General features: G+C 61.1%; 23 protein-coding genes. 11 read left to right on the forward strand and 12 right to left on the reverse strand.

The window, feature by feature from the left end; all coding sequences use genetic code 11:
- Nucleotides 1–60 precede the first annotated feature (60 nt).
- The 3 genes from ACZ51H_RS04045 (at nucleotide 61) to ACZ51H_RS04055 (ending at nucleotide 2,935) form a co-directional block, all read left to right on the forward strand.
- Complete coding sequence (locus ACZ51H_RS04045; RefSeq protein ID WP_449472169.1) at nucleotides 61–372, forward strand: FtsB family cell division protein; 312 nt, start codon at nucleotides 61–63, stop codon at nucleotides 370–372.
- Nucleotides 373–482: 110 nt separating this feature from the next.
- A complete protein-coding gene (pdhA, locus tag ACZ51H_RS04050; protein WP_464802512.1) occupies nucleotides 483–1,556 on the forward strand; it encodes a pyruvate dehydrogenase (acetyl-transferring) E1 component subunit alpha in 1,074 nt (357 codons plus the stop codon).
- Nucleotides 1,556–2,935 (forward strand): pyruvate dehydrogenase complex E1 component subunit beta, encoded by a 1,380-nt coding sequence (locus ACZ51H_RS04055; protein ID WP_464802513.1) that lies wholly within the window; start codon nucleotides 1,556–1,558, stop codon nucleotides 2,933–2,935. The genes pdhA and ACZ51H_RS04055 overlap by 1 nt, the downstream gene beginning before the upstream one ends.
- A 99-nt stretch (nucleotides 2,936–3,034) precedes the next feature.
- On the opposite strand, the gene ACZ51H_RS04060 is transcribed toward ACZ51H_RS04055, so the two are convergent.
- Complete coding sequence (locus tag ACZ51H_RS04060; protein WP_464772263.1) at nucleotides 3,035–3,181, reverse strand: hypothetical protein; 147 nt, start codon at nucleotides 3,179–3,181, stop codon at nucleotides 3,035–3,037.
- Between the two features lie 243 nt (nucleotides 3,182–3,424).
- Here ACZ51H_RS04060 and ACZ51H_RS04065 point away from each other — a divergent pair, with 243 nt between their 5' ends.
- Together ACZ51H_RS04065 and ACZ51H_RS04070 are read left to right on the forward strand one after the other, a co-directional pair.
- On the forward strand, nucleotides 3,425–3,949 hold the full coding sequence (locus tag ACZ51H_RS04065) for a hypothetical protein (RefSeq protein ID WP_460987978.1): 525 nt from the start codon (nucleotides 3,425–3,427) through the stop codon (nucleotides 3,947–3,949).
- An 11-nt stretch (nucleotides 3,950–3,960) separates the two neighbouring features.
- Nucleotides 3,961–4,425 (forward strand): EF-hand domain-containing protein, encoded by a 465-nt coding sequence (locus tag ACZ51H_RS04070; protein WP_449472174.1) that lies wholly within the window; start codon nucleotides 3,961–3,963, stop codon nucleotides 4,423–4,425.
- Between the two features lie 12 nt (nucleotides 4,426–4,437).
- On the opposite strand, the gene trmFO is transcribed toward ACZ51H_RS04070, so the two are convergent.
- Entirely contained in the window at nucleotides 4,438–5,790 is a 1,353-nt protein-coding gene (gene trmFO / locus ACZ51H_RS04075; protein WP_464802514.1) for a methylenetetrahydrofolate--tRNA-(uracil(54)-C(5))-methyltransferase (FADH(2)-oxidizing) TrmFO, read from the reverse strand.
- A gap of 62 nt (nucleotides 5,791–5,852) precedes the next feature.
- On the opposite strand from trmFO, the gene ACZ51H_RS04080 reads away from it, so the two are divergent.
- A complete protein-coding gene (locus ACZ51H_RS04080) occupies nucleotides 5,853–6,269 on the forward strand; it encodes a VOC family protein (protein ID WP_464802515.1) in 417 nt (138 codons plus the stop codon).
- Between the two features lie 52 nt (nucleotides 6,270–6,321).
- On the opposite strand, the gene leuA is transcribed toward ACZ51H_RS04080, so the two are convergent.
- Nucleotides 6,322–7,992, reverse strand: a complete 1,671-nt coding sequence (gene leuA / locus ACZ51H_RS04085; RefSeq protein WP_464802516.1) for a 2-isopropylmalate synthase — start codon at nucleotides 7,990–7,992, stop codon at nucleotides 6,322–6,324.
- Nucleotides 7,993–8,293: 301 nt separating this feature from the next.
- Here leuA and ACZ51H_RS04090 point away from each other — a divergent pair, with 301 nt between their 5' ends.
- On the forward strand, nucleotides 8,294–8,860 hold the full coding sequence (locus ACZ51H_RS04090; RefSeq protein ID WP_464802517.1) for a DUF1993 domain-containing protein: 567 nt from the start codon (nucleotides 8,294–8,296) through the stop codon (nucleotides 8,858–8,860).
- 101 nt (nucleotides 8,861–8,961) lie between these two features.
- Here ACZ51H_RS04090 and ACZ51H_RS04095 read toward each other — a convergent pair whose 3' ends face one another.
- From ACZ51H_RS04095 to miaA, 6 genes are all read right to left on the reverse strand, one after another.
- Nucleotides 8,962–9,585: a YceI family protein gene (locus tag ACZ51H_RS04095; protein ID WP_464802518.1), complete on the reverse strand. Its 624-nt coding sequence runs from the start codon at nucleotides 9,583–9,585 to the stop codon at nucleotides 8,962–8,964.
- Between the two features lie 200 nt (nucleotides 9,586–9,785).
- Nucleotides 9,786–10,805, reverse strand: coding sequence for a ketol-acid reductoisomerase (gene ilvC / locus ACZ51H_RS04100; protein ID WP_066523990.1), 1,020 nt, complete (start codon nucleotides 10,803–10,805; stop codon nucleotides 9,786–9,788).
- Between the two features lie 205 nt (nucleotides 10,806–11,010).
- Nucleotides 11,011–11,526 (reverse strand): acetolactate synthase small subunit, encoded by a 516-nt coding sequence (gene ilvN, locus ACZ51H_RS04105; RefSeq protein WP_464794743.1) that lies wholly within the window; start codon nucleotides 11,524–11,526, stop codon nucleotides 11,011–11,013.
- Nucleotides 11,526–11,876 carry an LSm family protein gene (locus ACZ51H_RS04110; protein WP_460987985.1) on the reverse strand — a complete coding sequence of 117 codons (351 nt, stop codon included), beginning with the start codon at nucleotides 11,874–11,876 and terminating at the stop codon, nucleotides 11,526–11,528. Before ACZ51H_RS04110 ends, ilvN begins: the two co-directional genes overlap by 1 nt.
- A 10-nt stretch (nucleotides 11,877–11,886) precedes the next feature.
- Complete coding sequence (locus ACZ51H_RS04115) at nucleotides 11,887–13,635, reverse strand: acetolactate synthase 3 large subunit (RefSeq protein ID WP_464794745.1); 1,749 nt, start codon at nucleotides 13,633–13,635, stop codon at nucleotides 11,887–11,889.
- 99 nt (nucleotides 13,636–13,734) lie between these two features.
- Nucleotides 13,735–14,679, reverse strand: coding sequence for a tRNA (adenosine(37)-N6)-dimethylallyltransferase MiaA (gene miaA, locus ACZ51H_RS04120; RefSeq protein ID WP_464802519.1), 945 nt, complete (start codon nucleotides 14,677–14,679; stop codon nucleotides 13,735–13,737).
- Between miaA and serB the strand changes: the two genes are divergently transcribed.
- A complete protein-coding gene (gene serB, locus ACZ51H_RS04125; RefSeq protein ID WP_464772269.1) occupies nucleotides 14,678–15,556 on the forward strand; it encodes a phosphoserine phosphatase SerB in 879 nt (292 codons plus the stop codon). The genes miaA and serB overlap by 2 nt on opposite strands.
- A 35-nt stretch (nucleotides 15,557–15,591) precedes the next feature.
- On the opposite strand, the gene ACZ51H_RS04130 is transcribed toward serB, so the two are convergent.
- Nucleotides 15,592–16,353 carry a MauE/DoxX family redox-associated membrane protein gene (locus tag ACZ51H_RS04130; RefSeq protein WP_464802520.1) on the reverse strand — a complete coding sequence of 254 codons (762 nt, stop codon included), beginning with the start codon at nucleotides 16,351–16,353 and terminating at the stop codon, nucleotides 15,592–15,594.
- A 71-nt stretch (nucleotides 16,354–16,424) separates the two neighbouring features.
- Here ACZ51H_RS04130 and ACZ51H_RS04135 point away from each other — a divergent pair, with 71 nt between their 5' ends.
- On the forward strand, nucleotides 16,425–16,823 hold the full coding sequence (locus tag ACZ51H_RS04135) for a MerR family transcriptional regulator (RefSeq protein WP_464802521.1): 399 nt from the start codon (nucleotides 16,425–16,427) through the stop codon (nucleotides 16,821–16,823).
- A gap of 19 nt (nucleotides 16,824–16,842) precedes the next feature.
- Here ACZ51H_RS04135 and ruvX read toward each other — a convergent pair whose 3' ends face one another.
- The gene (ruvX, locus tag ACZ51H_RS04140; RefSeq protein ID WP_460987990.1) at nucleotides 16,843–17,316 is read right to left on the reverse strand and encodes a Holliday junction resolvase RuvX; all 474 of its coding nucleotides are present in this window, start codon (nucleotides 17,314–17,316) and stop codon (nucleotides 16,843–16,845) included.
- On the reverse strand, nucleotides 17,313–18,431 hold the full coding sequence (locus ACZ51H_RS04145) for a DUF3089 domain-containing protein (protein WP_464802522.1): 1,119 nt from the start codon (nucleotides 18,429–18,431) through the stop codon (nucleotides 17,313–17,315). The genes ruvX and ACZ51H_RS04145 overlap by 4 nt, the downstream gene beginning before the upstream one ends.
- Before the next feature lie 126 nt (nucleotides 18,432–18,557).
- Between ACZ51H_RS04145 and gatC the strand changes: the two genes are divergently transcribed.
- Nucleotides 18,558–18,845, forward strand: coding sequence for an Asp-tRNA(Asn)/Glu-tRNA(Gln) amidotransferase subunit GatC (gene gatC / locus ACZ51H_RS04150; protein WP_196226230.1), 288 nt, complete (start codon nucleotides 18,558–18,560; stop codon nucleotides 18,843–18,845).
- Entirely contained in the window at nucleotides 18,845–20,419 is a 1,575-nt protein-coding gene (gene gatA / locus ACZ51H_RS04155) for an Asp-tRNA(Asn)/Glu-tRNA(Gln) amidotransferase subunit GatA (protein ID WP_464802523.1), read from the forward strand. The genes gatC and gatA overlap by 1 nt, the downstream gene beginning before the upstream one ends.
- Nucleotides 20,420–20,458 lie beyond the last annotated feature (39 nt).

The following is a 20,458-nucleotide window of genomic DNA, read 5'->3' on the forward strand; positions in this document are numbered from 1 at the left end:
CGGCCGCAAGTTAACCAGTTTTTGCTTGCGGCCGGCTCCGGCCTGTGATTCAACTGTTCCATGGCGCACATCGCTAAGCTCCGCATGTTGTTATTTTCGGCTTTCGGGCCTGCTATTGCGGTGCTGCTGTTGCTGTTCTTTGCCGGATATGTCGTGCTTGGTTCAAATGGCGTTCTTGCGTGGGGCGATTATACCCGCCAGCTACACCGTTCGCAGGCCGAGCTTAAGTCGGTTGAGGCGCAGCGGAACGAGCTTCACAACCGCGTTGACCTGCTCAACCCGCGCCGCGTCGACCCAGACCTGAGTGACGAATTGATCCGTCGCCAACTTGGCGTGATCCACCACGACGAAGTAATCGTCCCGCTCAACTGAGCCACAACGTCGCATGGCGTTATTAGGCGGGCTGTGGCGTTGCAATCCGGGCCGGTCTGCCGCTATATCGGGCTTCCTTCCATCCATCACCAGGCAAAAGGATAAGAGCCTTGGCGAAACCAACGACGCCGCGTCCTTCGCGTGCAAAGGCAAAGGCACAAAGCCCTGCCAGCGCGGATCACAACCGGCCTCGCCCCGATACTCCTTCGGATTACAAGGCCACGAAGGAAGAGTTGCTGGAATTCTATCGGCAGATGGTCCTCATCCGCCGCTTCGAGGAAAAGGCGGGCCAGCTTTACGGCCTCGGCCTGATCGGCGGCTTTTGTCACCTCTATATAGGCCAGGAAGCTGTAGCCGTCGGCATCCAATCCGCGCTCAAGCCTGGCAAAGACAGCGTTATCACCGGTTATCGCGACCACGGCCATATGCTCGCCTATGGGATTGATCCCAATGTCATCATGGCTGAACTGACGGGCCGTGAAGCCGGCATTTCGCGCGGCAAGGGCGGTTCGATGCACATGTTCAGCGTCGAGCATAAATTTTTCGGCGGACATGGCATCGTTGGCGCTCAGGTCTCGCTGGGCGCGGGCCTCGGATTTGCGCACAAATATAATGGTGATGGCGGCGTCTGCGTGGCCTATTTCGGCGACGGTGCTGCCAACCAGGGGCAGGTCTACGAGAGCTTCAACATGGCCGAGCTGTGGAAGCTGCCGATCATCTTCGTGATCGAGAACAACCAGTACGCCATGGGCACGAGCGTCAATCGCTCCTCGGCGGAAGATCAACTCTATCGCCGTGGCGAAAGCTTCCGCATTCCGGGTATCCAGGTCAACGGCATGGATGTGCTCGCTGTGCGCGGTGCCACGGAAGAAGCCCTTAAATGGGTGCAGGGGGGCAATGGCCCGATCCTGCTGGAAATGAAGACCTATCGCTATCGCGGCCACTCCATGTCCGATCCTGCCAAATATCGCTCGCGCGAGGAAGTGCAGGCGATGCGGGACAAATCTGACCCGATCGAGGGCGCAAAGAAATATCTGACCGACGCCGGGGTGAGTGAAGACGAACTCAAGAAGATCGATCAGGACATTCGCAAGGTCGTGAGTGACGCAGCGGACTTCGCCGAAACGTCGCCCGAACCGGATATGTCCGAACTCTATACCGACGTGCTGGTGGAGCAATATTAATGGGTATCGAAATCAAGATGCCGGCGCTCTCTCCCACGATGGAGGAAGGCACGCTGGCCAAATGGCTTGTGAAGGAAGGCGACGAAGTCCGTTCTGGCGACATTCTTGCCGAAATCGAAACGGACAAGGCGACCATGGAATTTGAAGCGGTCGATGAAGGAAAGATCGGCGCGATCGTCATTCCTGAAGGCACCGAAGGCGTGAAGGTGGGCACTGTCATCGCCACGATGGCGGGTGAGGACGGTGAAGTTGCTGCTCCGAAGGCTGAGGCGAGTGCGCCCCCGGCAAAGGCCGAAGCTGCTCTCGAAGCACCGAAGAAGGCGGAGATCGGTACAGCCAAGCTTGCCCCGGAAGCGAAGGCCAGCGTTGCCGACCCCGCTCTTCCGGAAGGCACCGAATATGTGAAGACCACGGTTCGCGAAGCGCTGCGCGATGCGATGGCCGAAGAAATGCGCCGCGATGAGCGCGTTTTCGTGATGGGCGAAGAAGTCGCCGAATATCAGGGTGCCTACAAGGTCACGCAGGGCCTTCTCGAAGAATTTGGCGACCGACGGGTTATCGATACCCCGATCACGGAATATGGCTTTGCAGGCATTGGTGCTGGCGCAGCAATGGGCGGTCTGCGCCCCGTGGTCGAGTTCATGACGTTCAACTTCGCCATGCAGGCGATCGACCACATCATCAACTCGGCGGCCAAAACCAATTACATGTCCGGTGGGCAGATGCGCTGTCCGATCGTGTTCCGTGGCCCCAATGGTGCCGCGAGCCGTGTGGGCGCCCAGCACAGCCAGAATTATGGTCCCTGGTATGCGGCTGTCCCTGGCCTGATCGTCATCGCTCCCTATGACGCTGCCGATGCCAAGGGCTTGTTGAAAGCAGCGATCCGATCAGAAGATCCGGTCGTCTTCCTTGAAAACGAGCTCGTTTACGGCCGCAGCTTCGATGTGCCCAAGGTCGATGATTATGTTTTGCCGATCGGCAAGGCCCGCATCATGCGCGCCGGCAAGGACGTGACGTTGGTCAGCTACTCGATCGGCGTGGGCATCGCGCTGGAAGCTGCCGAACAACTGGCGGCAGACGGTGTCGATGCCGAAGTCATCGACCTGCGTACCCTCCGCCCGCTCGATACGGCAACGGTGCTGGAAAGCCTGAAAAAGACCAACCGCATCGTGGTGGTCGAGGAAGGCTGGCCTGTCTGTTCCATCGCCTCCGAAATCGCGGCGGTCGTGATGGAACAGGGCTTCGACGACTTGGACGCCCCGGTACTACGCGTGACGAACGAAGACGTGCCGCTGCCCTACGCCGCAAACCTTGAGAAGGCCGCGCTCATCGACGCGGCTCGGGTGATCGCTGCTGTTAAGAAGGTATGTTATCGATGAAGGGCGAGAGGAGCGGCATCGGGCCGCTCCTCTCCCTTCACCAGAAAATCGATCCCTTACGAATATTGATTAGGCCGATAGTCAGTCGCACATGATTGCCTAGATACCCCCGGCTGAGATCAACAGCACGCCAGTGATCGCCGCAAACGGTATCGTTGCAGCAGCCACAATCGGCAGCGCGTTCCCTGCCTGGTTGTGATAGAGCCGCATTAAAATGAACAGCGTGCGCTTGATCCTGTCCCTCATATTACCTCCCACCCATGCTCATCGGCCCACCCGACCGGGTGACGTGCTGCTTGAAATGATGAAGTATCCATATTCGAGAACTGATTAAAATGCCGATAAACTCTAGCGGCCGGTATATGCTTCATGAATGACCAGGCAGAAGATCGGCCCTCAATATTAGCTGCATTACTTAGCTCCTATGCGGGGCGCGACAACCCGCGCCACCGCTTGCTATGGGCTTTGGACGCACGTCTTGGTCGTGTCGTGGCTACCACGACAGAAGCGATGATCGGTCAGTTGCGGCTTGCATGGTGGCAGGAAGCGTTGACCGATCCAGTGGGCATGAAGGGCAGGGGTGATCCGCTCGTCGATGCGTTACGCGCGGCTGGCGAAGCTCCACCGATGGGCCTGACAGCATGGCTTGATGGCTGGGAAGCGCTCATCGCCGACGATGATCTGGATGCTTATGCGATCGGAAGAGGGGGAGGGCTGTTCCAATCGCTCACGGGTGAAGCAGAAGTCCCGGATTGGCTGATCAAGGCAGGGGCCGCATGGGCGCTTTGGGATTTTTCAGGCCATGTCAGCAGCCCTAATCTCGCCGCCAAGGCGATCGATCTTGCCCGGCACAAGCTTTTTTCATGCGATCCGGTCTGGCCTGCATCATGGCGGCCAATGCGGATTGCCTATGGCTTGGCGCAAGGGGACATCAGGCGGGGTAAGGCCGCTCCTAACCGGTTGACTCCCGGCCTATATCTTCGGCTATTGCGCGTCGCGTTTAGTGCGCGTTGAGGGGGAATTTCGTGGGACGTATCATGGCTGGCGCCGGGGCTGCGCTGCTTCTTGTGGCGGCAGGGCTTTTCTGGTGGCAAGGGCGCGCGGCCAGCAGCGCTGCGCCGGAGGCCATAATCGCTCCACCGCCGCCGCCTGCGATAGACGCATTGCCAGAGGGAAATCCCGACGCCGTTGGCAAGGCACCTCCCTCACCCGGAGAGGCTAGTCCGCAAAGCCGCGAGCAAAAGCGCTTCGGCCGCTATGATCGGAACCGTGACGGCTTTATCACCCGGATCGAGATGCTGGGCAGCCGGGTCAAAGCGTTCAAGGCGCTCGACAAGGACAAGGACAACCTCCTTTCCTTCGAGGAATGGGCAGTCGCCACATCGGATCGGTTTGCCAGCGCTGACGCTAATGCGGACGGGAAGCTGACCCCTGCTGAATTTGCAACGACCGCGCCCAAGCGAACGGCGAAACCGAAATGCCGTTGCTGAACAAGAGGGCGCTCAGTTCATTTCAAACTGACTAAACCACTGCGCCAAGGAAGCGCGGGCGCGAGCAGTATAAGCCTCCTTGCGCTGTTTCTTCTTCACATCGTCCAGGGTCGGGAAAAGCCCGAAATTCACGTTCATCGGCTGATAGTCCGCCGTCGCGATATTGCCCGTGACGTGACCCAGCAATGCCCCAAGGGCCGTATCCCCAGGCGGCGGGGGCATGTGCTGGCCAAGCAGTTCGGCAACGGCGAAACGCCCGGCCAGCAGGCCTATGGCCGCACTTTCCACATATCCTTCGCACCCGGTCATCTGACCAGCGAAGCGGATGTGCGGCGCGTTTTTCAGGCGCAGGGTTGCGTCCAGCAGTTTGGGGCTCTGGATGAAGGTGTTGCGGTGTAGCCCGCCCAGTCGCGCAAACTCGGCCTTCTCTAGGCCGGGAATGGTGCGGAACAGGTCAACCTGCGCACCATGCTTGAGCTTTGTCTGGAACCCAACCATGTTCCACAGCGTGCCCGACGCATTGTCCTGCCTCAGTTGGACGACGGCATAGGGCCAGCGGCCGGTGCGCGGATCGTCTAGCCCCATTGGCTTCATCGGGCCGTGCCGCAACGTTTCGGGGCCTCGGGACGCCATCACCTCGATCGGCATGCAGCCTTCGAAATAGGGCGTGTTCGTTTCCCACTCCTTGAACTCAGTTTTTTCGCCGTCGAGAAGCCCCTGTACAAATGCCTGATATTGGTCCTTCGTCATCGGGCAGTTGATATAATCCTTGCCCTCGCCACCGCCGGGGCCGATTTTGTCCCAGCGGTTGGCCATCCAGCATTTGTCCATATCGATGCTGTCGAAGTGCACAACGGGCGCGATCGCGTCGAAGAACGCCAGATGATCCATGCCCGCAGCGGAGCCGATACTCTCCGCAAGCGCTGGTGCGGTCAGCGGCCCGGTGGCGACGATGGTCATCCCTTCGCGCGGCAACTGATCGATGCGCTCCCGCACGATCTCGACATTGGGATGATCGGAAAGAGCGCGGGTGACGCCATCGGAAAACAGGTTTCGGTCGACGGCCAGGGCCGATCCAGCGGGGACCTTTGCGGGTTCGGCCTGCGCCATGATGAGTGAGTCCAGCCGCCGCATTTCCTGATGCAGCAGGCCAACGGCATTTTTGTCCGCATCGTCCGACCGGAAGCTGTTGGAGCAGACGAGTTCGGCAAGGCCGTCAGTCTGGTGCGCCGGGGTCATGTCGCCACCACCCCGCATTTCCGACAGGCGCACCTTCACACCAGCCTGCGCCAGTTGCCAAGCCGCTTCCGACCCGGCGAGTCCGCCGCCGATAATATGCACCTGGTAATCTCTGACTTCGTCCATTTGTCCGTCCATGCGTTGGTGGCTGGCGTTTAGGTCAATTGGCGGCAAAAGGAGAGCGCAAAATGATCGACCATATCGGCATCGCCGTGAGTGACGCGGGACGGTCGCGCGACTTTTACGACGAACTGCTTGGCGCGATTGGGCTGCGGCGTTTGGTGACCATCCCGGCGGCGGATAATGAGCGCGGCGGTGAGACGCACGGCTATGGCCGGGACGACGACGCCTTCTTCTGGATCGGCGACAATGAAAGGGTGGGTGAGGGCACCCATATCGCCTTTCGCGTCGAAAACCGGGCGCAGGTTCATGCCTTTCACGCAGCGGGCCTGCGTGCCGGTGGGCGGGACCATGGCGCGCCGGGCCTCAGGCCGCATTACGGGCTACACTACTATGCTGCCTTCATCCTGGACCGGGATGGCATCAACGTGGAAGCCGTTTGTCACGCGGAGGTCGATTTGAGCGCCGCCGAGCATAAATCTTAAACCTGTCGCAGGCAGCGCTCGCGGCGGCGAGCCGCTGCCTGCATTCTATCGATCAGCCCGCTGCAACACTGTTCGCGGCGGACAGCACGGCCTGAACCGAGGCAGTCGCGATGTCCGTATCGGTGCCGATGCCGAAGACCGTGCGGCCGTCGGGCGTGCGGCATTCGACATAGGCAGCAGCGGCGACGTCCGTCCCAGCCCCGATCGCATGTTCGCTATAGTCGGCGACCTCCAGATCGACGCCGAGGTCATCGCGCAGCGCGGCCAGTACCGAGGAGATGAGGCCGTTGCCGCGCCCGGAAATGGAGCGTTCGCCGCCCTTGTGCGCGATCTTGCCGGTGAAGATGCGGTCGCCCGCATGGCCGGTCTCATTATAGTCGATCAGCGTGTAGGGCTGGTCGCCGGAGAGGCGGTAATGATCCTCGAAGGCGGTCCAGATGTCGGCGGCGTTCAGTTCGCGGCTCGACTGGTCGGCCAGCGCCTGCACAACCTTGGAGAAGTCGGCCTGCATCCGCTTGGGCAGCTTCAGCCCCTTGTCCTGCTGGAGCACCCAGGCGACGCCGCCCTTGCCGGACTGCGAGTTGACGCGGATCACGGCTTCATAGTCGCGGCCCAGATCCTTGGGATCGATCGGCAGATAGGGCACGTCCCAAATCTGGTCGTTGCGGGTTTCCTGAACGGCGAAACCCTTCTTGATTGCGTCCTGATGCGAGCCGGAAAAGGCGGTGAACACCAACTCGCCCGCATAGGGATGACGCGGGTGGACGGGCAGCTGATTGCAATATTCGACGGTCTGGATGACTTCGTCGATGTCGGAGAAATCCAGCCCCGGATTGACGCCCTGCGTGTACATGTTGAGCGCGACGGTCACGAGGTCGCAGTTGCCGGTCCGCTCGCCATTGCCGAACAGGCAGCCTTCGACACGATCCGCGCCCGCCATCAGGCCCAGTTCGGCCGCAGCGACGCCAGTGCCGCGATCATTATGGGTGTGCAGCGAGATGACGACGCTGTCGCGCTTGGAAATATTCCGGCACATCCATTCGATCTGGTCGGCATAGATGTTGGGCGTAGCCGCCTCGACGGTGGCGGGCAGGTTCAGGATCAGCGGTCCCTCGGGGGTCGGCTGCAGAATTTCCATCACGGCTTCACAGCATTCCAGGCTGAAATCCAGTTCGGCGGTGGAGAAGGTTTCCGGCGAATATTCGAAATGCCAGTCGGTGTTCGGCTGCTTCGCCGCATTGTCGCGCAGCAGCTTCGCGGCGTTGATCGCGATATCCTTGATCTGCGGCCGGTCCATCTGGAACACGATGTTGCGCCAGGCGGGGGACACGGCGTTATAGACATGGACGATGGCCTGTTTCGCGCCGCGCAGGCTTTCGAAGGTGGTGGCGATCAGGTCATCGCGGGCCTGGGTCAGAACCTGCGGGAACACATCGTCGGGGATCGCGCCGTCGCGGACCAGGCCGGAGATGAAGTCGAACTCGGTCGCGCCCGCCGAGGGAAAGCCGACCTCGATCTCCTTGACGCCGACCCGGACCAGCAAGTCGAAGAAGCGGCGCTTCTTTTCCGCGTTCATCGGGTCGATCAGCGACTGATTGCCGTCGCGCATGTCGGTCGAGAGCCAGCGCGGCGGCGAGGTGATGACGGCGCTCGGCCATTGGCGGTTGGGCAGGTCCACTTGCGGGAAGGGACGGTATTTCTGCGAAGGGTCGGTCAGCATCATGGGAAGCTACTTCTTTGCAAACGGGCGGCCCCTATCTGAAACAAAGGCGCGGCCTGCCCGGTGGAACGACTATCTGCTTGGGTATGCCCTTAGGCGGATTGCTGCGTCATTCAAGCGAAGAGCAGCAGAAATGCCACGCCTAAGGGCGTGTAAGTCGTAGCAGGGGAAGAAGCGCGCGCTGCATGATGTACCTGCCTTAACCGTTTTCGGGGCTCCGCGTCCAGCTTTTGTTGTGGAAGGTGTTTGGAAGAAGGTTCATTCACCTCATCATCACAATGATCCATCCCATCGCGAGGCCCTCATGTCCCTGACCAACCTGCTTATACCGACCTACAGCCAGATGCTGAAAACCCTCTCTGGCTGGCTCGACAAGGCTGAAAGGCAAATGGGGGGTGACGCGGCCAACGCGCTTCTGTCCGCGCGGCTTGCTCCCGACATGTTTCCGCTGTCCACCCAAATCCGGTTCGCTTGTGTGCAGGCTTGGGAAGGCGTGTTTCGGCTAAAGGGAGAGGAGTTTCCCATATCGATCCAGGCTCTTCTGGACGAGGGCCGGAACGCGGAGGAAAATCCCGGCTCGATCGCCAGCGCAAAGGCCAGAATTGAAGAAACGCTCGCCCTGTTGGACGATCTCGCTCCCGATGCGCTTGATACCGACCCGCAAAGCCCGATCGAGCATGCATTGCCGATGGGCATCATTTTCGACCTCACGGCCGAGCAATATGCTCGCGACTGGACGTTGCCCCAATTCTACTTCCACGTCATGACCGCCTACGCAATCTTGCGCAACCAGGGGGTGGAGTTGGGCAAGGCGGATTATATCGCGCATATGTTCCCATATATACGGCCGGGAACAATGCCGACCGGCTAAAGCCCATAGTCACGCGGGGCGGCTACGCCGGTCCCAAGTCGGATAGGATTTATTCCGGGATCGGCCCGGGTGATTACGGCTCATCACCCGGGCCTGACAGCTTACTTCTGAAAAGCGGCGACGATCTTCAGTTCCACATTATCGCCGACCATCGGGACGCCGTAACCCATATTGAAGTCGCTTCGCTTGACCGTTGTGGTCGCGACGAACCCTATATTTTCCTTGCCGCCAGCCATGGCCGGAGCCTTGCCCGCACCGTAGAAATCCGCATCGAGTGTCACCGGCTTGGTGACACCCTTGATCGTAAGATTTCCGGTGATCTCTGCGCTGGTGGCACCATCGGGCTTCACGCTTGTGGAGACGAATGTCGCCTTCGGAAATTTGTCGCTATCGAAAAAGTCCGACTTCATCAGATGTTCGTCAAGCGCAAGAATGCCTGTGTGGACATTGGCGATGGGGACTTCGATGGAGACCTTTGCAGCGGCCACATTTTTGGGGTCCAGCGTCAATGTGCCGACCGGGCCAGAGACGATGCCGAAATTGTTGGAGAATCCCATATGGTCATAGGCGAAGGCCACCTGGGTGTGACCCGGATCAACCTGATAAGTGCCACCGGTTACGCGGGCCGGGTCCTTTGCGCCGGGCGCGGCGGGCATCTGCTGGGCGATGACGGCGCCGCCGGTCAGGGCCGCAAGGGCCGCAGCGGAAATCAGGAATTTACGCATGGATGGGTTCTCCAGAAGCAGTCAAGGGACGCGCTACCATAGCGGCGTCCCTTGATTGTTCCAGAGGCGTAACCGGAAACGGAGAGTTACCGGATTGAAAATTCTGGGGTGACGGGAACGGGCGGAAATGGGAAGCGATTGCTTATCGCAATCGCGCCCACCCCAACCCCTCCCTTGAAAGGGAGGGGCTAATTTGGTGGTTAGTTCTTTTCCTTGTCCACCAGCTTGTTCGCGCCGATCCAAGGCATCATGGCGCGCAGCTTCGCGCCGGTTTCCTCGATCGGGTGGCGCTGGGCGGCGAGGCGGCTCGCCTTCAGTTCGGGCTGGCCGGCGCGGTTGTCGAGCACGAAGTCCTTGACGAAGCGGCCCGACTGGATGTCGGCGAGGACGCGCTTCATTTCCTTCTTCGTCTCTTCGGTGATGATGCGCGGGCCGGTCTTGATATCGCCATATTCGGCGGTGTTCGAGATCGAGTAGCGCATGTTGGCGATGCCGCCTTCATACATCAGGTCGACGATCAGCTTCAGTTCGTGGAGGCATTCGAAATAGGCCATTTCCGGGGCGTAGCCAGCTTCGACCAGCGTTTCGAAGCCCGCCTGGACCAGCGCGGTTGCGCCGCCGCACAGCACGGCCTGCTCGCCGAACAGGTCGGTTTCGCACTCTTCGCGGAAGTTGGTTTCGATGATGCCCGAACGGCCGCCGCCGACGCCGCTGGCGTAGGACAGGGCGATGTCATGGGCGTTGCCGGTCGCGTCCTGCGCGATGGCGATCAGGCAGGGCACGCCGCCGCCACGCTGATATTCGCTGCGGACAGTGTGACCGGGACCCTTCGGCGCGATCATGATGACGTCCACGTCCTTGCGCGGTTCGATCAGGCCGAAGTGAACATTGAGGCCGTGGGCGAAGGCGAGCGCGGCGCCGGGCTTCAGGTTCGCGTGAATGTCGTCGGCGTAGATGGCGGCCTGATGTTCGTCGGGGGCGAGGATCATGAGGACGTCGGCCCATGCGGCGGCTTCCGCGTTCGGCAGGACCTTAAAGCCTGCGCCTTCTGCCTTCTTGGCGCTCGCCGAGCCGGGGCGGAGCGCAATGGCGACTTCGGCTACGCCGCTGTCGCGCAGGTTCTGGGCGTGGGCGTGACCCTGCGAGCCGTAGCCGAGGATGGCAACCTTCTTGCCCTTGATGAGGCCGATGTCGGCGTCGCGATCGTAATAAACCTTCATGTCCGTTCTTCCTTCAGACCGTGCCTTTTCCTCGCCCTTTCAGGGGAGAGGATACGAAATCTCGGTTCGGCGGAAGCCGGACCTAGATGAAGTTGGAGAGGGGCTTTTCGCCACAGTGAGGGCGCTGCCCCCTCTCCAGCTGCGACTAGGCGGCAAAGCCGCCAAGTCTCGCTTCCTCTCCCCTGAAGGAGAGAGGATATTCAGTTCAGTTCGGCTCCTTGCCGCGGATCAGGCCGACGACGCCGGTGCGGCCGACTTCGACCAGGCCGATCTGACGCATCAGGCCGATGAAATTGTCGATCTTGTCGGTAGTCCCGGTGATCTCGAAGATGAAGCTTTCGATCGTCGTATCCACCACCTTGGCGCGGAACACGTCGGCAAGGCGCAGCGCCTCGATCCGGTCCTCGCCAGTGCCCGAAACCTTGACCAGCGCCAGCTCGCGCTCGACGAAGGGGCCGTTGGCGGTCAGGTCCGTCACCTTGTGAACGGGCACCAACCGATCGAGCTGGGCAATGATCTGGTCGATCACTTTGGGCGGGCCGTTGGTGACGATTGTGATGCGGCTGATCGCATGATCATGCGTGATATCCGCCACCGTCAGGCTGTCGATATTATATCCGCGCGCGGTGAAAAGCCCCGCGATGCGAGCAAGGATACCCGCTTCGTTGGTGACCGTCAGCGACAGGACGTGCCGCTCGCTATATTCTTCCTGAATGTGCATCAGATGCTTGTCCCGTTGTCCGGTTCTTTTTCGCGCTCATGGCGCTCGGAAATCATGCCCGTAAAGGCGTAGTGCCAGCTGCCATCGTCGCGATGAGCCATGCGAACCGGAAATCCGGCAATCGCATCGAACATGCGGCTCAGATGTTCGCCCACATATCGCGGACTGATCAACAGGCGGCCTATCCGGCGTTCGTGAAAATCGAAGCCCTCATCCAGGTGAACTTCCCAATCTTCATTCTCCGGATCGCTATGATCCACGGTCCAGCCTTTCAGCTCGGCCGTGCCGCTTATCCGTTCGAAGTCAAAGGGTTCGCTCACATGGATGCGGAGCTTCAGATGCCCAGTCACGCCATAACCCTCACACCAAAGCCTTTGCCTCGTCCGACATGATACCAGCGACCTGGCTGGGGTCGAGCAGCATGTCGGTATGCGCCGCGCCCGACGGGATCATCGGGAAGCAGTTGGAAAGCTTCGCCACGCGGCAGTCCACGATGACAGGGCCGGGTGTGTCGATCATCTGACGAATGCCTGCCGCCAGCTCCTGCGGCTCTTCGATGCGGATGCCGGTCCAGCCATAAGCCTCCGCCAGCTTCACGAAGTCCGGCAGGCTGTCCGAATAGCTGTTGGAATAACGGCTTTCATAGGTCAGTTCCTGCCACTGGCGGACCATGCCCATATACTCGTTATTCAGGATCAGCACCTTGACGGGCAGCCGATATTGGCTCGCGGTTCCCATCTCCTGAATGTTCATCTGGATCGAGGCATCACCAGCGACGCAGACGACTAGACTGTCAGGATTGCCGACCTGCGCGCCGATGGCGGCGGGGAAGCCGTATCCCATGGTGCCCAGCCCACCCGATGTCAGCCACTTGTTCGGTTCTTCAAAACCGAAATGCTGCGCAGCCCACATCTGGTGCTGGCCGACTTCGGTGGTGATGATGACGTCATCGGCCGACTTGGAAGCCCGGTAGAGCTCCGCGATCGCCTCCTGCGGCATGATCTCTTCGCGGCTCTCCGGATAGGCCAGGCTGTTGCGCGCGCGCCAGCCTTCGATCCTGGCCCACCACTCGCTGAGGTCCACAGCCTTGTGACCATGGGTTTTCCACGCAGCGATCATGTCCGTCAGCGCGTTGCCGACGTCAGCAATAACCGGAAGATCGATCTCGACCGTCTTGTTGATCGAGCTGCGGTCGATGTCGATGTGGATCTTCTTGCTGTTCGGCGCAAAGGCATCGAGACGGCCGGTGACGCGATCGTCAAATCGCGCACCGATGCAGACGATCAGGTCCGCCTTGTTCATCGCCCAATTGGCTTCATACGTGCCATGCATGCCCAGCATGCCCAGCCATTGCGGCGAGGATGCAGGGAAGGCGCCCAGACCCATCAAGGTTGAGGTAACAGGCGTACCAGTCAGCTCCGCCAGTTCACGCAGTAAAATCGAAGCCTTGGGACCCGAATTGATGACCCCGCCGCCAGTGTAGAAGACCGGCCGCTCTGCCTTGGCCAGCATTTCGACGGCCTGAGCGATTGCCGACGCATCCGCCTTGGTTTGCGGCTTGTAACTGGCATGCTCAAAGCCAAGCGGACGGGAATAGGGCGCGGTGGCGACCTGCACGTCCTTGGGAATATCGACGACAACCGGGCCGGGGCGGCCCGTGGTGGCGATATGAAAGGCTTCGTGGATGACGCTCGCCAGCTTGGCGGGCTTCTTCACCAGATAATTATGCTTTGAACAATGGCGCGTGATGCCGACCGTGTCAGCTTCCTGGAAGGCGTCAGTGCCGATCAGCGGCGTGCCGACCTGCCCGGTGATGACGACCATCGGGATGGAATCCATCAGCGCATCGGTGATGCCGGTGACCGCATTGGTCGCGCCGGGGCCGGAGGTGACGAGAACGACGCCGGGCTTACCGGTCGAGCGTGCATAGCCCTCCGCCATATGGGTCGCGCCCTGTTCGTGGCGGACAAGGACGTGGCGGATCTTGGGATGATCGAAAAGTGCGTCATAAATGGGTAGCACCGCGCCGCCCGGATAACCGAACACGACCTCGACCCCCAGGTCGATCAGGCACTCAACCAAAATGTCCGCGCCGCTCTTTTCGGCCACGATGAAATCCTTCCGCTATGCAGGTTGCGCCCTCTGCTCCAGATGAGGAGCGAAGGCAAGGTGGGTGCCTCTATTAGACATAAAATGGCTAGTCAATATCTATTCACGTAATTTAATTATGATTTTAGATGCTGAATTGTCATCAACAGGGCGTGTTTCCCTTAGCCAACTGGCTGGGGGCTGCCGCGAAAACCAGGTATATTGGCGTTTGGCATATTGCCGGGTCGCAATCCGGCCGCGCTCCAGCATCATCTCGCGGTCCATATCACCGGCAAGCCAGCTCGCAATTTCAGGCACACCGATAGCGCGCATGACAGGAAGATCGGGCGAGAGGTTGCGTGCGAGCAGGGCCTCTACTTCGGCTACGGCGCCACCCTCTACCATCTGCTCGAAGCGTTGGTCGCAACGTGCGATCAACCAATCGCGCGGGGGCAGCAGGATCAGCGGTGAAAGGTGGATCTGTTCGCCGATGCCTCCCACCTTCTGCTGTTGCCAATAGGCAAGCGGCTGGCCTGTCGAGCGCACCACTTCCAATGCACGGGCGACCCTTGTGCTATCGGCAGGCGCCAGCCGGGCGGCAGCTGCCGGGTCCTCAATTGACAATGCGGTATGGGCATCGGCGACCGGCATGGCGCGGACAGCGGAACGAATGGCGGGATCGATGTCCGGCACCGGAGCGATACCATCAAACAATGTGCGCAGGTAAAGCCCCGTGCCACCGACCAGAATGGGCAGGCGTCCTTCGGCATGCGCCTTGCCGATCTCCTCGCGCGCTTCTGCCGCCCACCGCGCAGCCGTACAGGCTTCCGCCCCGTCAATATGGCCGAAAAGGCGGTGCGGGATGCCACCCATTTCCTCCCTGCTCGGGCGCGCGGAAAGGACTTGGAGATCGTCATATACCTGGCTGGCATCGGCATTGATGACGATGCCGTTGGTCGCTTGGGCCAGCCGGAGTGCCAGCGCGCTCTTGCCGCTGGCGGTAGGCCCGGCAATAAGCGCGACGCGGGGGCGGGATTCGCCCATAGATGTTTCAGGAGTGTCCATGTTCGTCGCAACCTTAGTGGCAAGTGCGGCCTTGAGTCAGCGGGATATTGAAGATGCCGTGGCTCGGCTGGCGACGGCTGGCTGCGCGCCGGTGGATAGCAAGTGGCTGGATGAGGGCAAGGCTGCCGATATTTTCTTCGGCGGTGATCCTATGTTGGCCCGGGCGGCGCTAACCGGGATCGGCGACAGGATCGATGTCATCGTTCAACTTGCCGAGGGGCGCGAGAAGAAGCTGCTGATCGCGGACATGGACTCCACGATGATCACGGTGGAGTGCATCGACGAACTCGCCGACTATGCGGGCATCAAGCCGCAGATCGCCGATATCACCGAGCGGGCGATGCGCGGCGAGCTCGACTTCGCAGGCGCGCTGCATGAGCGCGTCGCCTTGCTCAAGGGCCTCGCCGATGAAGCGATCGACCGATGCCGGACAGAGCGCGTGAGGATCATGCCGGGCGCGGGAGCACTTGTCCGTACAATGAAGGCGAGGGGGGCTGAAACCCTCCTTGTATCCGGCGGTTTCACCCGCTTCACCGGACCCGTGGCCGAGGAAATCGGGTTTGATCGTGCGGTGGCGAATGTTCTGGAGATTGCTGATGGAGCGCTGGTGGGCACGGTAACGCTGCCGATCGTCGACGCGTCCCGCAAGCGTGCGGAACTGGAAGCCGCAATCGAAGCAGGCATTGATCGGGCATTGACGCTCGCGGTGGGTGACGGCGCCAACGACATACCTATGATCCAGGGCGCGGGTCTTGGCGTTGCCTATCATGCCAAGCCCAAAACGCGGGAAGCAGCCGCTGCGGAGATCGTCCATGGCGACCTCTCGGTACTTCTGTATGCGCAGGGCATCTCTTCGGCAGAATGGGTCCAGGCGTAGTTGCTCTCCGACAGCGATCGGGATGGCATCTGAGGTCAGATATGAACAAGCATCCACAGCGCCATCGCAACCATCATGACGTTTTCCGTCAGGGAAACGAACCCCAACGGTAAGTTGCTGCCGCCACCGACGCAGGCGCATTTCAGTTCCCGCTTGTCGATATAGACAGCCTTGAACACTGATACCGCGCCGATGCCGCCGATGAACAGCGCCACAGGGATGGAAAGCCAGGGCAGAGTGCCGGTCAACATCAGCACGCCCGCGCCAAGTTCCAGGAACGGATATGCCTTCCCATAGGGCACATATTGGCGGGCAAGCAGGTCGTAGTTCAGGAACATGGTGGCGAACCGGTCCACATCCTGAAGCTTCAGCATCGCGAGCAGCATCATGGTGACTGCAATGCAACTTTCGACGGTCATGACACTGATCAGCGGCATCGCGGTCAGCCAACTGATCGCGAGCGCCAACAGCGCGCCGACCCCAAAGACAGCGAGGACTGGGACATAGCTGGGGGCTGACGGATCAGCGACGGCCAAGCCAAAGAACCGGCGCAGATCGTCATGGCCACCGACCCGTTCGCCATCGATGAAGATTTGCGGCGTCGTCTTGACGTCATGCGCCTGTTTGAACGCCTTCGTTTCCTCGCGGCTCGTGAGCCAGTGATCCTCCACGTCGTAACCCCTGTGCCGCAATAACGAGCGCGCCTTGAGGCCATAGGGGCAAACATGGCCGGGCATCACCATCCGATAGAGGACAGCCATTCGCGGCAAGGCGGTCGTTGCTGTTGCGCTCGTCATCTCATCGCTTTCTCTTGGACACTATCGTTCTGCGCCCCATATGGGTTCCGTACCATGGTCCGGAGTCAAGCATGGCGATGACAATTTCTGGTTTGGCGCGCGCTGGCGGCGTCGGCGTGGAGACCGTGCGCTTCTATCAGCGCCGCGGATTGCTGGAGACGCCGGATCGGGGCGGCAGCGGACTGACGCGGGGCGTCCGTCGTTATGATGATCAGGATGTGCGACGTTTGAAGTTCATACGCTCGGCGCAGGCGGCGGGGTTCACGCTGGACCAGATTGGCGAGCTGTTGCGACTGGATGCCGGACAAGACAGGGCGCGTGCCAGGGAACTGGCGGCCGGGCAATTAGCTGCACTGGACGTGAAGATCGCCGAACTCCAGGCGGCGCGCGATTCGCTAAGGCGGCTCGCCAGTGCATGTCACGCATCCGATGAGGGGCCTTGTCCCATCATCTCGGCTTTCGAGGGATAGCTGCTCCCCCGAACGGTGATCAAAATCCGGCCATCAAACCGTCGATCGCCCCTTGCAGGATGTAACTCGCGGCCAGCTTGTCGACCAGCTCGCCCCGGCGCGCACGGCTGGCATCTGCCTCCAGCAGGGTGCGCGTCACCGCCTGCGTCGACCAGCGTTCGTCCCACAACAGGATCGGCAGGCCAAGATCCGCAATGTTGCGGCCAAAGGCACGGCTCGCCTGGCTGCGTGGACTCTCGCTGCCATCGAGATTGAGTGGGAGGCCGATGACGACGCCCTTCACCTGCTGCTGCTCCATGAAAGCGGCGAGCGCGACCTTGTCCTTGCTGAACTTCCCACGTGCCACCGTGTGCGCCGGACTCGCGATGGACCAACCCGCGTCGCACAAGGCAAGCCCGATCGTTTTCGTGCCAACATCCATGCCGAGCAGGCGGCCGCCGTACGGCAGCGCCTCGCGGAAGGCCGCGCGGTCGGTGGTGAGCAGCGTGCTCATTTCTTCAGGAAACTCGCCAGCCGCTGGCGCGCATCTTCCCGAACGTCACCCCAGAACAGTCCATAGTCATAGACGTGATAGTTATTGCCCGGCAGCGTGAACGGCCCCATGTCCACCGGCTCCCCGATCATCAATATGCCGCTGCTATCACAACGAGCAGGAACTACGCCCTTCAGCAGGCGCGGCGCTTTGCCTTCATCCCGGCCATCGATCGTACCGAGATTGGCGCTTGCCGGAGCAGCCCCGTTGAGGGTGCCGGTGATGGGATTGGTGCAGAGCATATGCGTGCCCTTGCGAGGGCGGCCCGTAAAACCGGGCTTGCGCTCAAAGCTTTCCACCATCGGAGCCGGATCAGCAGGCTCGGCATAGCTTTGCCAGCTGACAATGCACCGCGCCTGATCGCGCCGCGCGCAGGCGGGCAGGCCGAGGGCTGGCAAATCCGTCTCCACGGATACCGGCCAGCCAACGGCATAAACTGCCACGACGCGGGAAGCGACAGGCGTCCCCGCAACCTGATCGCGCAGCAACTGGAGCAGGTGGCGCGACCCCTGGCTGTGTCCTGCAAGGATCAGCGGACCCTTGGGATTGGCTTTGAGAAATGCCGCAAAGGCCTGGCGCACATCGCGATAGGCCGCCGCCAGAGCCTGTTCGCCAGCAGGCTTGTCGGTGAGGAAAGCGCCATAATTGGCCTGCCGATAGCGGGGCACCCAGACATCGCCGACCGCGTTGAAGGCGCTTGCCTGCCCCTGCACGAAACGACGGGCAGTCGTCAGCGCATCCTTGTCGTCCAGCCGCATGTTCCAATGCGCGCCGCCAAAAGCGGTAATGTAGGAGGTCGGATGAATGAAGAAGACAGCCGCTTTCTGGGCAGCCGCTTCATCCTTCTGTCCGGCGGGTTTCCACAAAGCTGGATTGCCTTGCGCGATGTCTGGCCTAGCGATCCACATCTTGGGATCATCATAGGCATTGGCCGGAAGCGGGGCGATCGGGGTAAAGGCTTCTCGCGGGACCATGACCACGCGGATCAGCTGCATCCCCCAGATGCGGTAAACCAGCAATGCCGCAAGAACCAGCACGATAAGGCTGGCGACGACATAGAGGAACTTGCGGGCCAATGCTTTGCTCTCCGCCGATCGCCAGAACCCCCATGGCCTGCGTCGAACGGCGCCTGTCTGGCGCAGGCACCCCTCATGCGCAAGTGCGGACTTGAAGCGGACGTGAGCGGGTGGTAGCGGCGGCCCATGTCGATAGACCTTCAGACCGTAAAGAAGATCGCCAGCCTTTCGCGCATTTCGGTGACCGAAGCCGAAGCCGAGGCGATGGTGCCTGAACTCAACAACATCCTCGGTTGGGTGGAGCAATTGGGCGAGGTGGATGTGACCGGTGTAGAGCCGATGACCGCCGTCATACCCAATAAGCTGCGCCTGCGTGAGGACGCCGTGACCGACGGCAATGTTCGCGACAAGGTGCTGGCCAATGCCCCGCAAGCCGAACATGGCTTTTTCGCGGTGCCGAAGGTGATTGAATAATGAGCAATCCTCCCATGGGCTTTATGCAGAACAATTCGTTCGGCACGCCGATAGAACGGAAGCCGTCCAGGCCGGCTGCCCCTTTGAAATCGGCCGATCTCACCGACCTGACGGTCGCCGAAATCCGCGACGGTTTCCGCGCAGGCGACTTCTCCGCGCGCGAAGTGGCCGAAGCGTTCAACGCCAATGTCGCTGCGGCCAAGGCCCTGAACGCCTTCATCGTGGAAACGCCGGAAAAGGCGCTGGCGTCCGCCGATGCGGCCGACAAGGCAAAGGCTGCGGGCGAAGCGCTCAAGCCGCTGTCGGGCGTGCCGATCGGCATGAAGGACCTGTTCTGCACCGAAGGCGTGCAGACGACCGCCGCCAGCCACATGCTGGAAGGGTTCAAGCCGACCTATGAATCCACCGTCTCCCAAAAGCTGTGGGATGCGGGCGCGGGGATGTTGGGTAAGCTCAACCTCGACCAGTTCGCCATGGGTTCATCCAACGAGACCAGCTATTTCGGCAATGTGATCTCGCCCTGGCGGCGGGGCGGCGGCGACAATGCCGCGCTGGCGCCAGGTGGATCGTCAGGCGGCTCCTCGGCGGCGATCTCCGCGCGGCTGTGCCCGGCGGCGACCGGCACAGATACAGGCGGGTCGATCCGTCAGCCTGCCGCCTTCACCGGCATCAGCGGTATCAAGCCGACCTATGGCCGTTGTTCGCGCTGGGGCATCGTGGCCTTTGCCTCCTCACTGGATCAGGCCGGGCCGATGGCGCGGACGGTGCGCGACAATGCGATCCTGCTGGAAACGATGGCGGGCTTCGATCCCAAGGATTCGACCTCGCTCGATCTGGCCGTGCCGCAGTGGGAAGCCAACCTCACGAGCAGTCTCAAGGGCAAGAAGGTCGGCATCCCCAAGGAATATCGCCCCGATGGCCTGAATGCGGAAATCTCCGCCATGTGGGATCTGGGCATCGAGTGGCTAAAGGACGCAGGCGCCGAGGTCGTGGAGGTGTCGCTTCCCCACACCAAATATGCGCTGCCAACCTATTATATCATCGCACCTGCCGAGGCTTCCTCGAACCTCGCCCGCTATGACGGCGTACGCTACGGCCAACGCGACCTTCCCGATGGGGCGGGCCTCCAGGACATGTATGCCGCCACCCGCGCCTTGGGGTTCGGGTCGGAGGTCAAGCGCCGCATCATGATCGGCACCTATGTGCTATCTGCGGGCTTCTACGACGCCTATTATACACAAGCGCAGAAGGTGCGGGCGCTGATCGCGCGCGACTTCGATCAGGCTTTCGAGAAGTGCGATCTGTTGCTGACGCCGACCGCGCCGAGCGCCTCCTTCGCGCTGGGGGAGAAGCAGGCCGATCCGCTCGCCATGTATTTGAACGACGTCTTCACCGTGCCTGCCTCGCTGGCGGGCTTGCCCGCGATGGCGGTGCCGGGCGGACTGGACTCGCAGGGCTTGCCGCTGGGGCTCCAGATCATCGGCAAGGCGCTGGACGAGCAGACCGTGCTGAACGCAGGCCTCGCGATCGAGGAACGCGCAGGCTTCACGGCCCGGCCGGAAAAGTGGTGGTAATCAAACTCGTCATGCCAGCGTAGGCTGGCATCTCAGGCG

Source organism: Sphingobium sp. TomMM15 (assembly GCF_055397045.1).

Bases quoted from the DNA above. Each gene is read 5' to 3' on its own strand.
- ACZ51H_RS04045 (WP_449472169.1), top strand. From the start codon at position 61: ATGGCGCACATCGCTAAGCTCCGCATGTTGTTATTTTCGGCTTTCGGG.
- ACZ51H_RS04055 (WP_464802513.1), top strand. From the start codon at position 1,556: ATGGGTATCGAAATCAAGATGCCGGCGCTCTCTCCCACGATGGAGGAA.
- ACZ51H_RS04060 (WP_464772263.1), bottom strand. From the start codon at position 3,181: ATGAGGGACAGGATCAAGCGCACGCTGTTCATTTTAATGCGGCTCTAT.
- trmFO (WP_464802514.1), bottom strand. From the start codon at position 5,790: ATGGACGAAGTCAGAGATTACCAGGTGCATATTATCGGCGGCGGACTC.
- ACZ51H_RS04080 (WP_464802515.1), top strand. From the start codon at position 5,853: ATGATCGACCATATCGGCATCGCCGTGAGTGACGCGGGACGGTCGCGC.
- leuA (WP_464802516.1), bottom strand. From the start codon at position 7,992: ATGATGCTGACCGACCCTTCGCAGAAATACCGTCCCTTCCCGCAAGTG.
- ACZ51H_RS04090 (WP_464802517.1), top strand. From the start codon at position 8,294: ATGTCCCTGACCAACCTGCTTATACCGACCTACAGCCAGATGCTGAAA.
- ACZ51H_RS04095 (WP_464802518.1), bottom strand. From the start codon at position 9,585: ATGCGTAAATTCCTGATTTCCGCTGCGGCCCTTGCGGCCCTGACCGGC.
- ilvC (WP_066523990.1), bottom strand. From the start codon at position 10,805: ATGAAGGTTTATTACGATCGCGACGCCGACATCGGCCTCATCAAGGGC.
- ilvN (WP_464794743.1), bottom strand. From the start codon at position 11,526: ATGCACATTCAGGAAGAATATAGCGAGCGGCACGTCCTGTCGCTGACG.
- serB (WP_464772269.1), top strand. From the start codon at position 14,678: ATGTTCGTCGCAACCTTAGTGGCAAGTGCGGCCTTGAGTCAGCGGGAT.
- miaA (WP_464802519.1), bottom strand. From the start codon at position 14,679: ATGGACACTCCTGAAACATCTATGGGCGAATCCCGCCCCCGCGTCGCG.
- ACZ51H_RS04130 (WP_464802520.1), bottom strand. From the start codon at position 16,353: ATGACGAGCGCAACAGCAACGACCGCCTTGCCGCGAATGGCTGTCCTC.
- ACZ51H_RS04135 (WP_464802521.1), top strand. From the start codon at position 16,425: ATGGCGATGACAATTTCTGGTTTGGCGCGCGCTGGCGGCGTCGGCGTG.
- ruvX (WP_460987990.1), bottom strand. From the start codon at position 17,316: ATGAGCACGCTGCTCACCACCGACCGCGCGGCCTTCCGCGAGGCGCTG.
- gatC (WP_196226230.1), top strand. From the start codon at position 18,558: ATGTCGATAGACCTTCAGACCGTAAAGAAGATCGCCAGCCTTTCGCGC.
- gatA (WP_464802523.1), top strand. From the start codon at position 18,845: ATGAGCAATCCTCCCATGGGCTTTATGCAGAACAATTCGTTCGGCACG.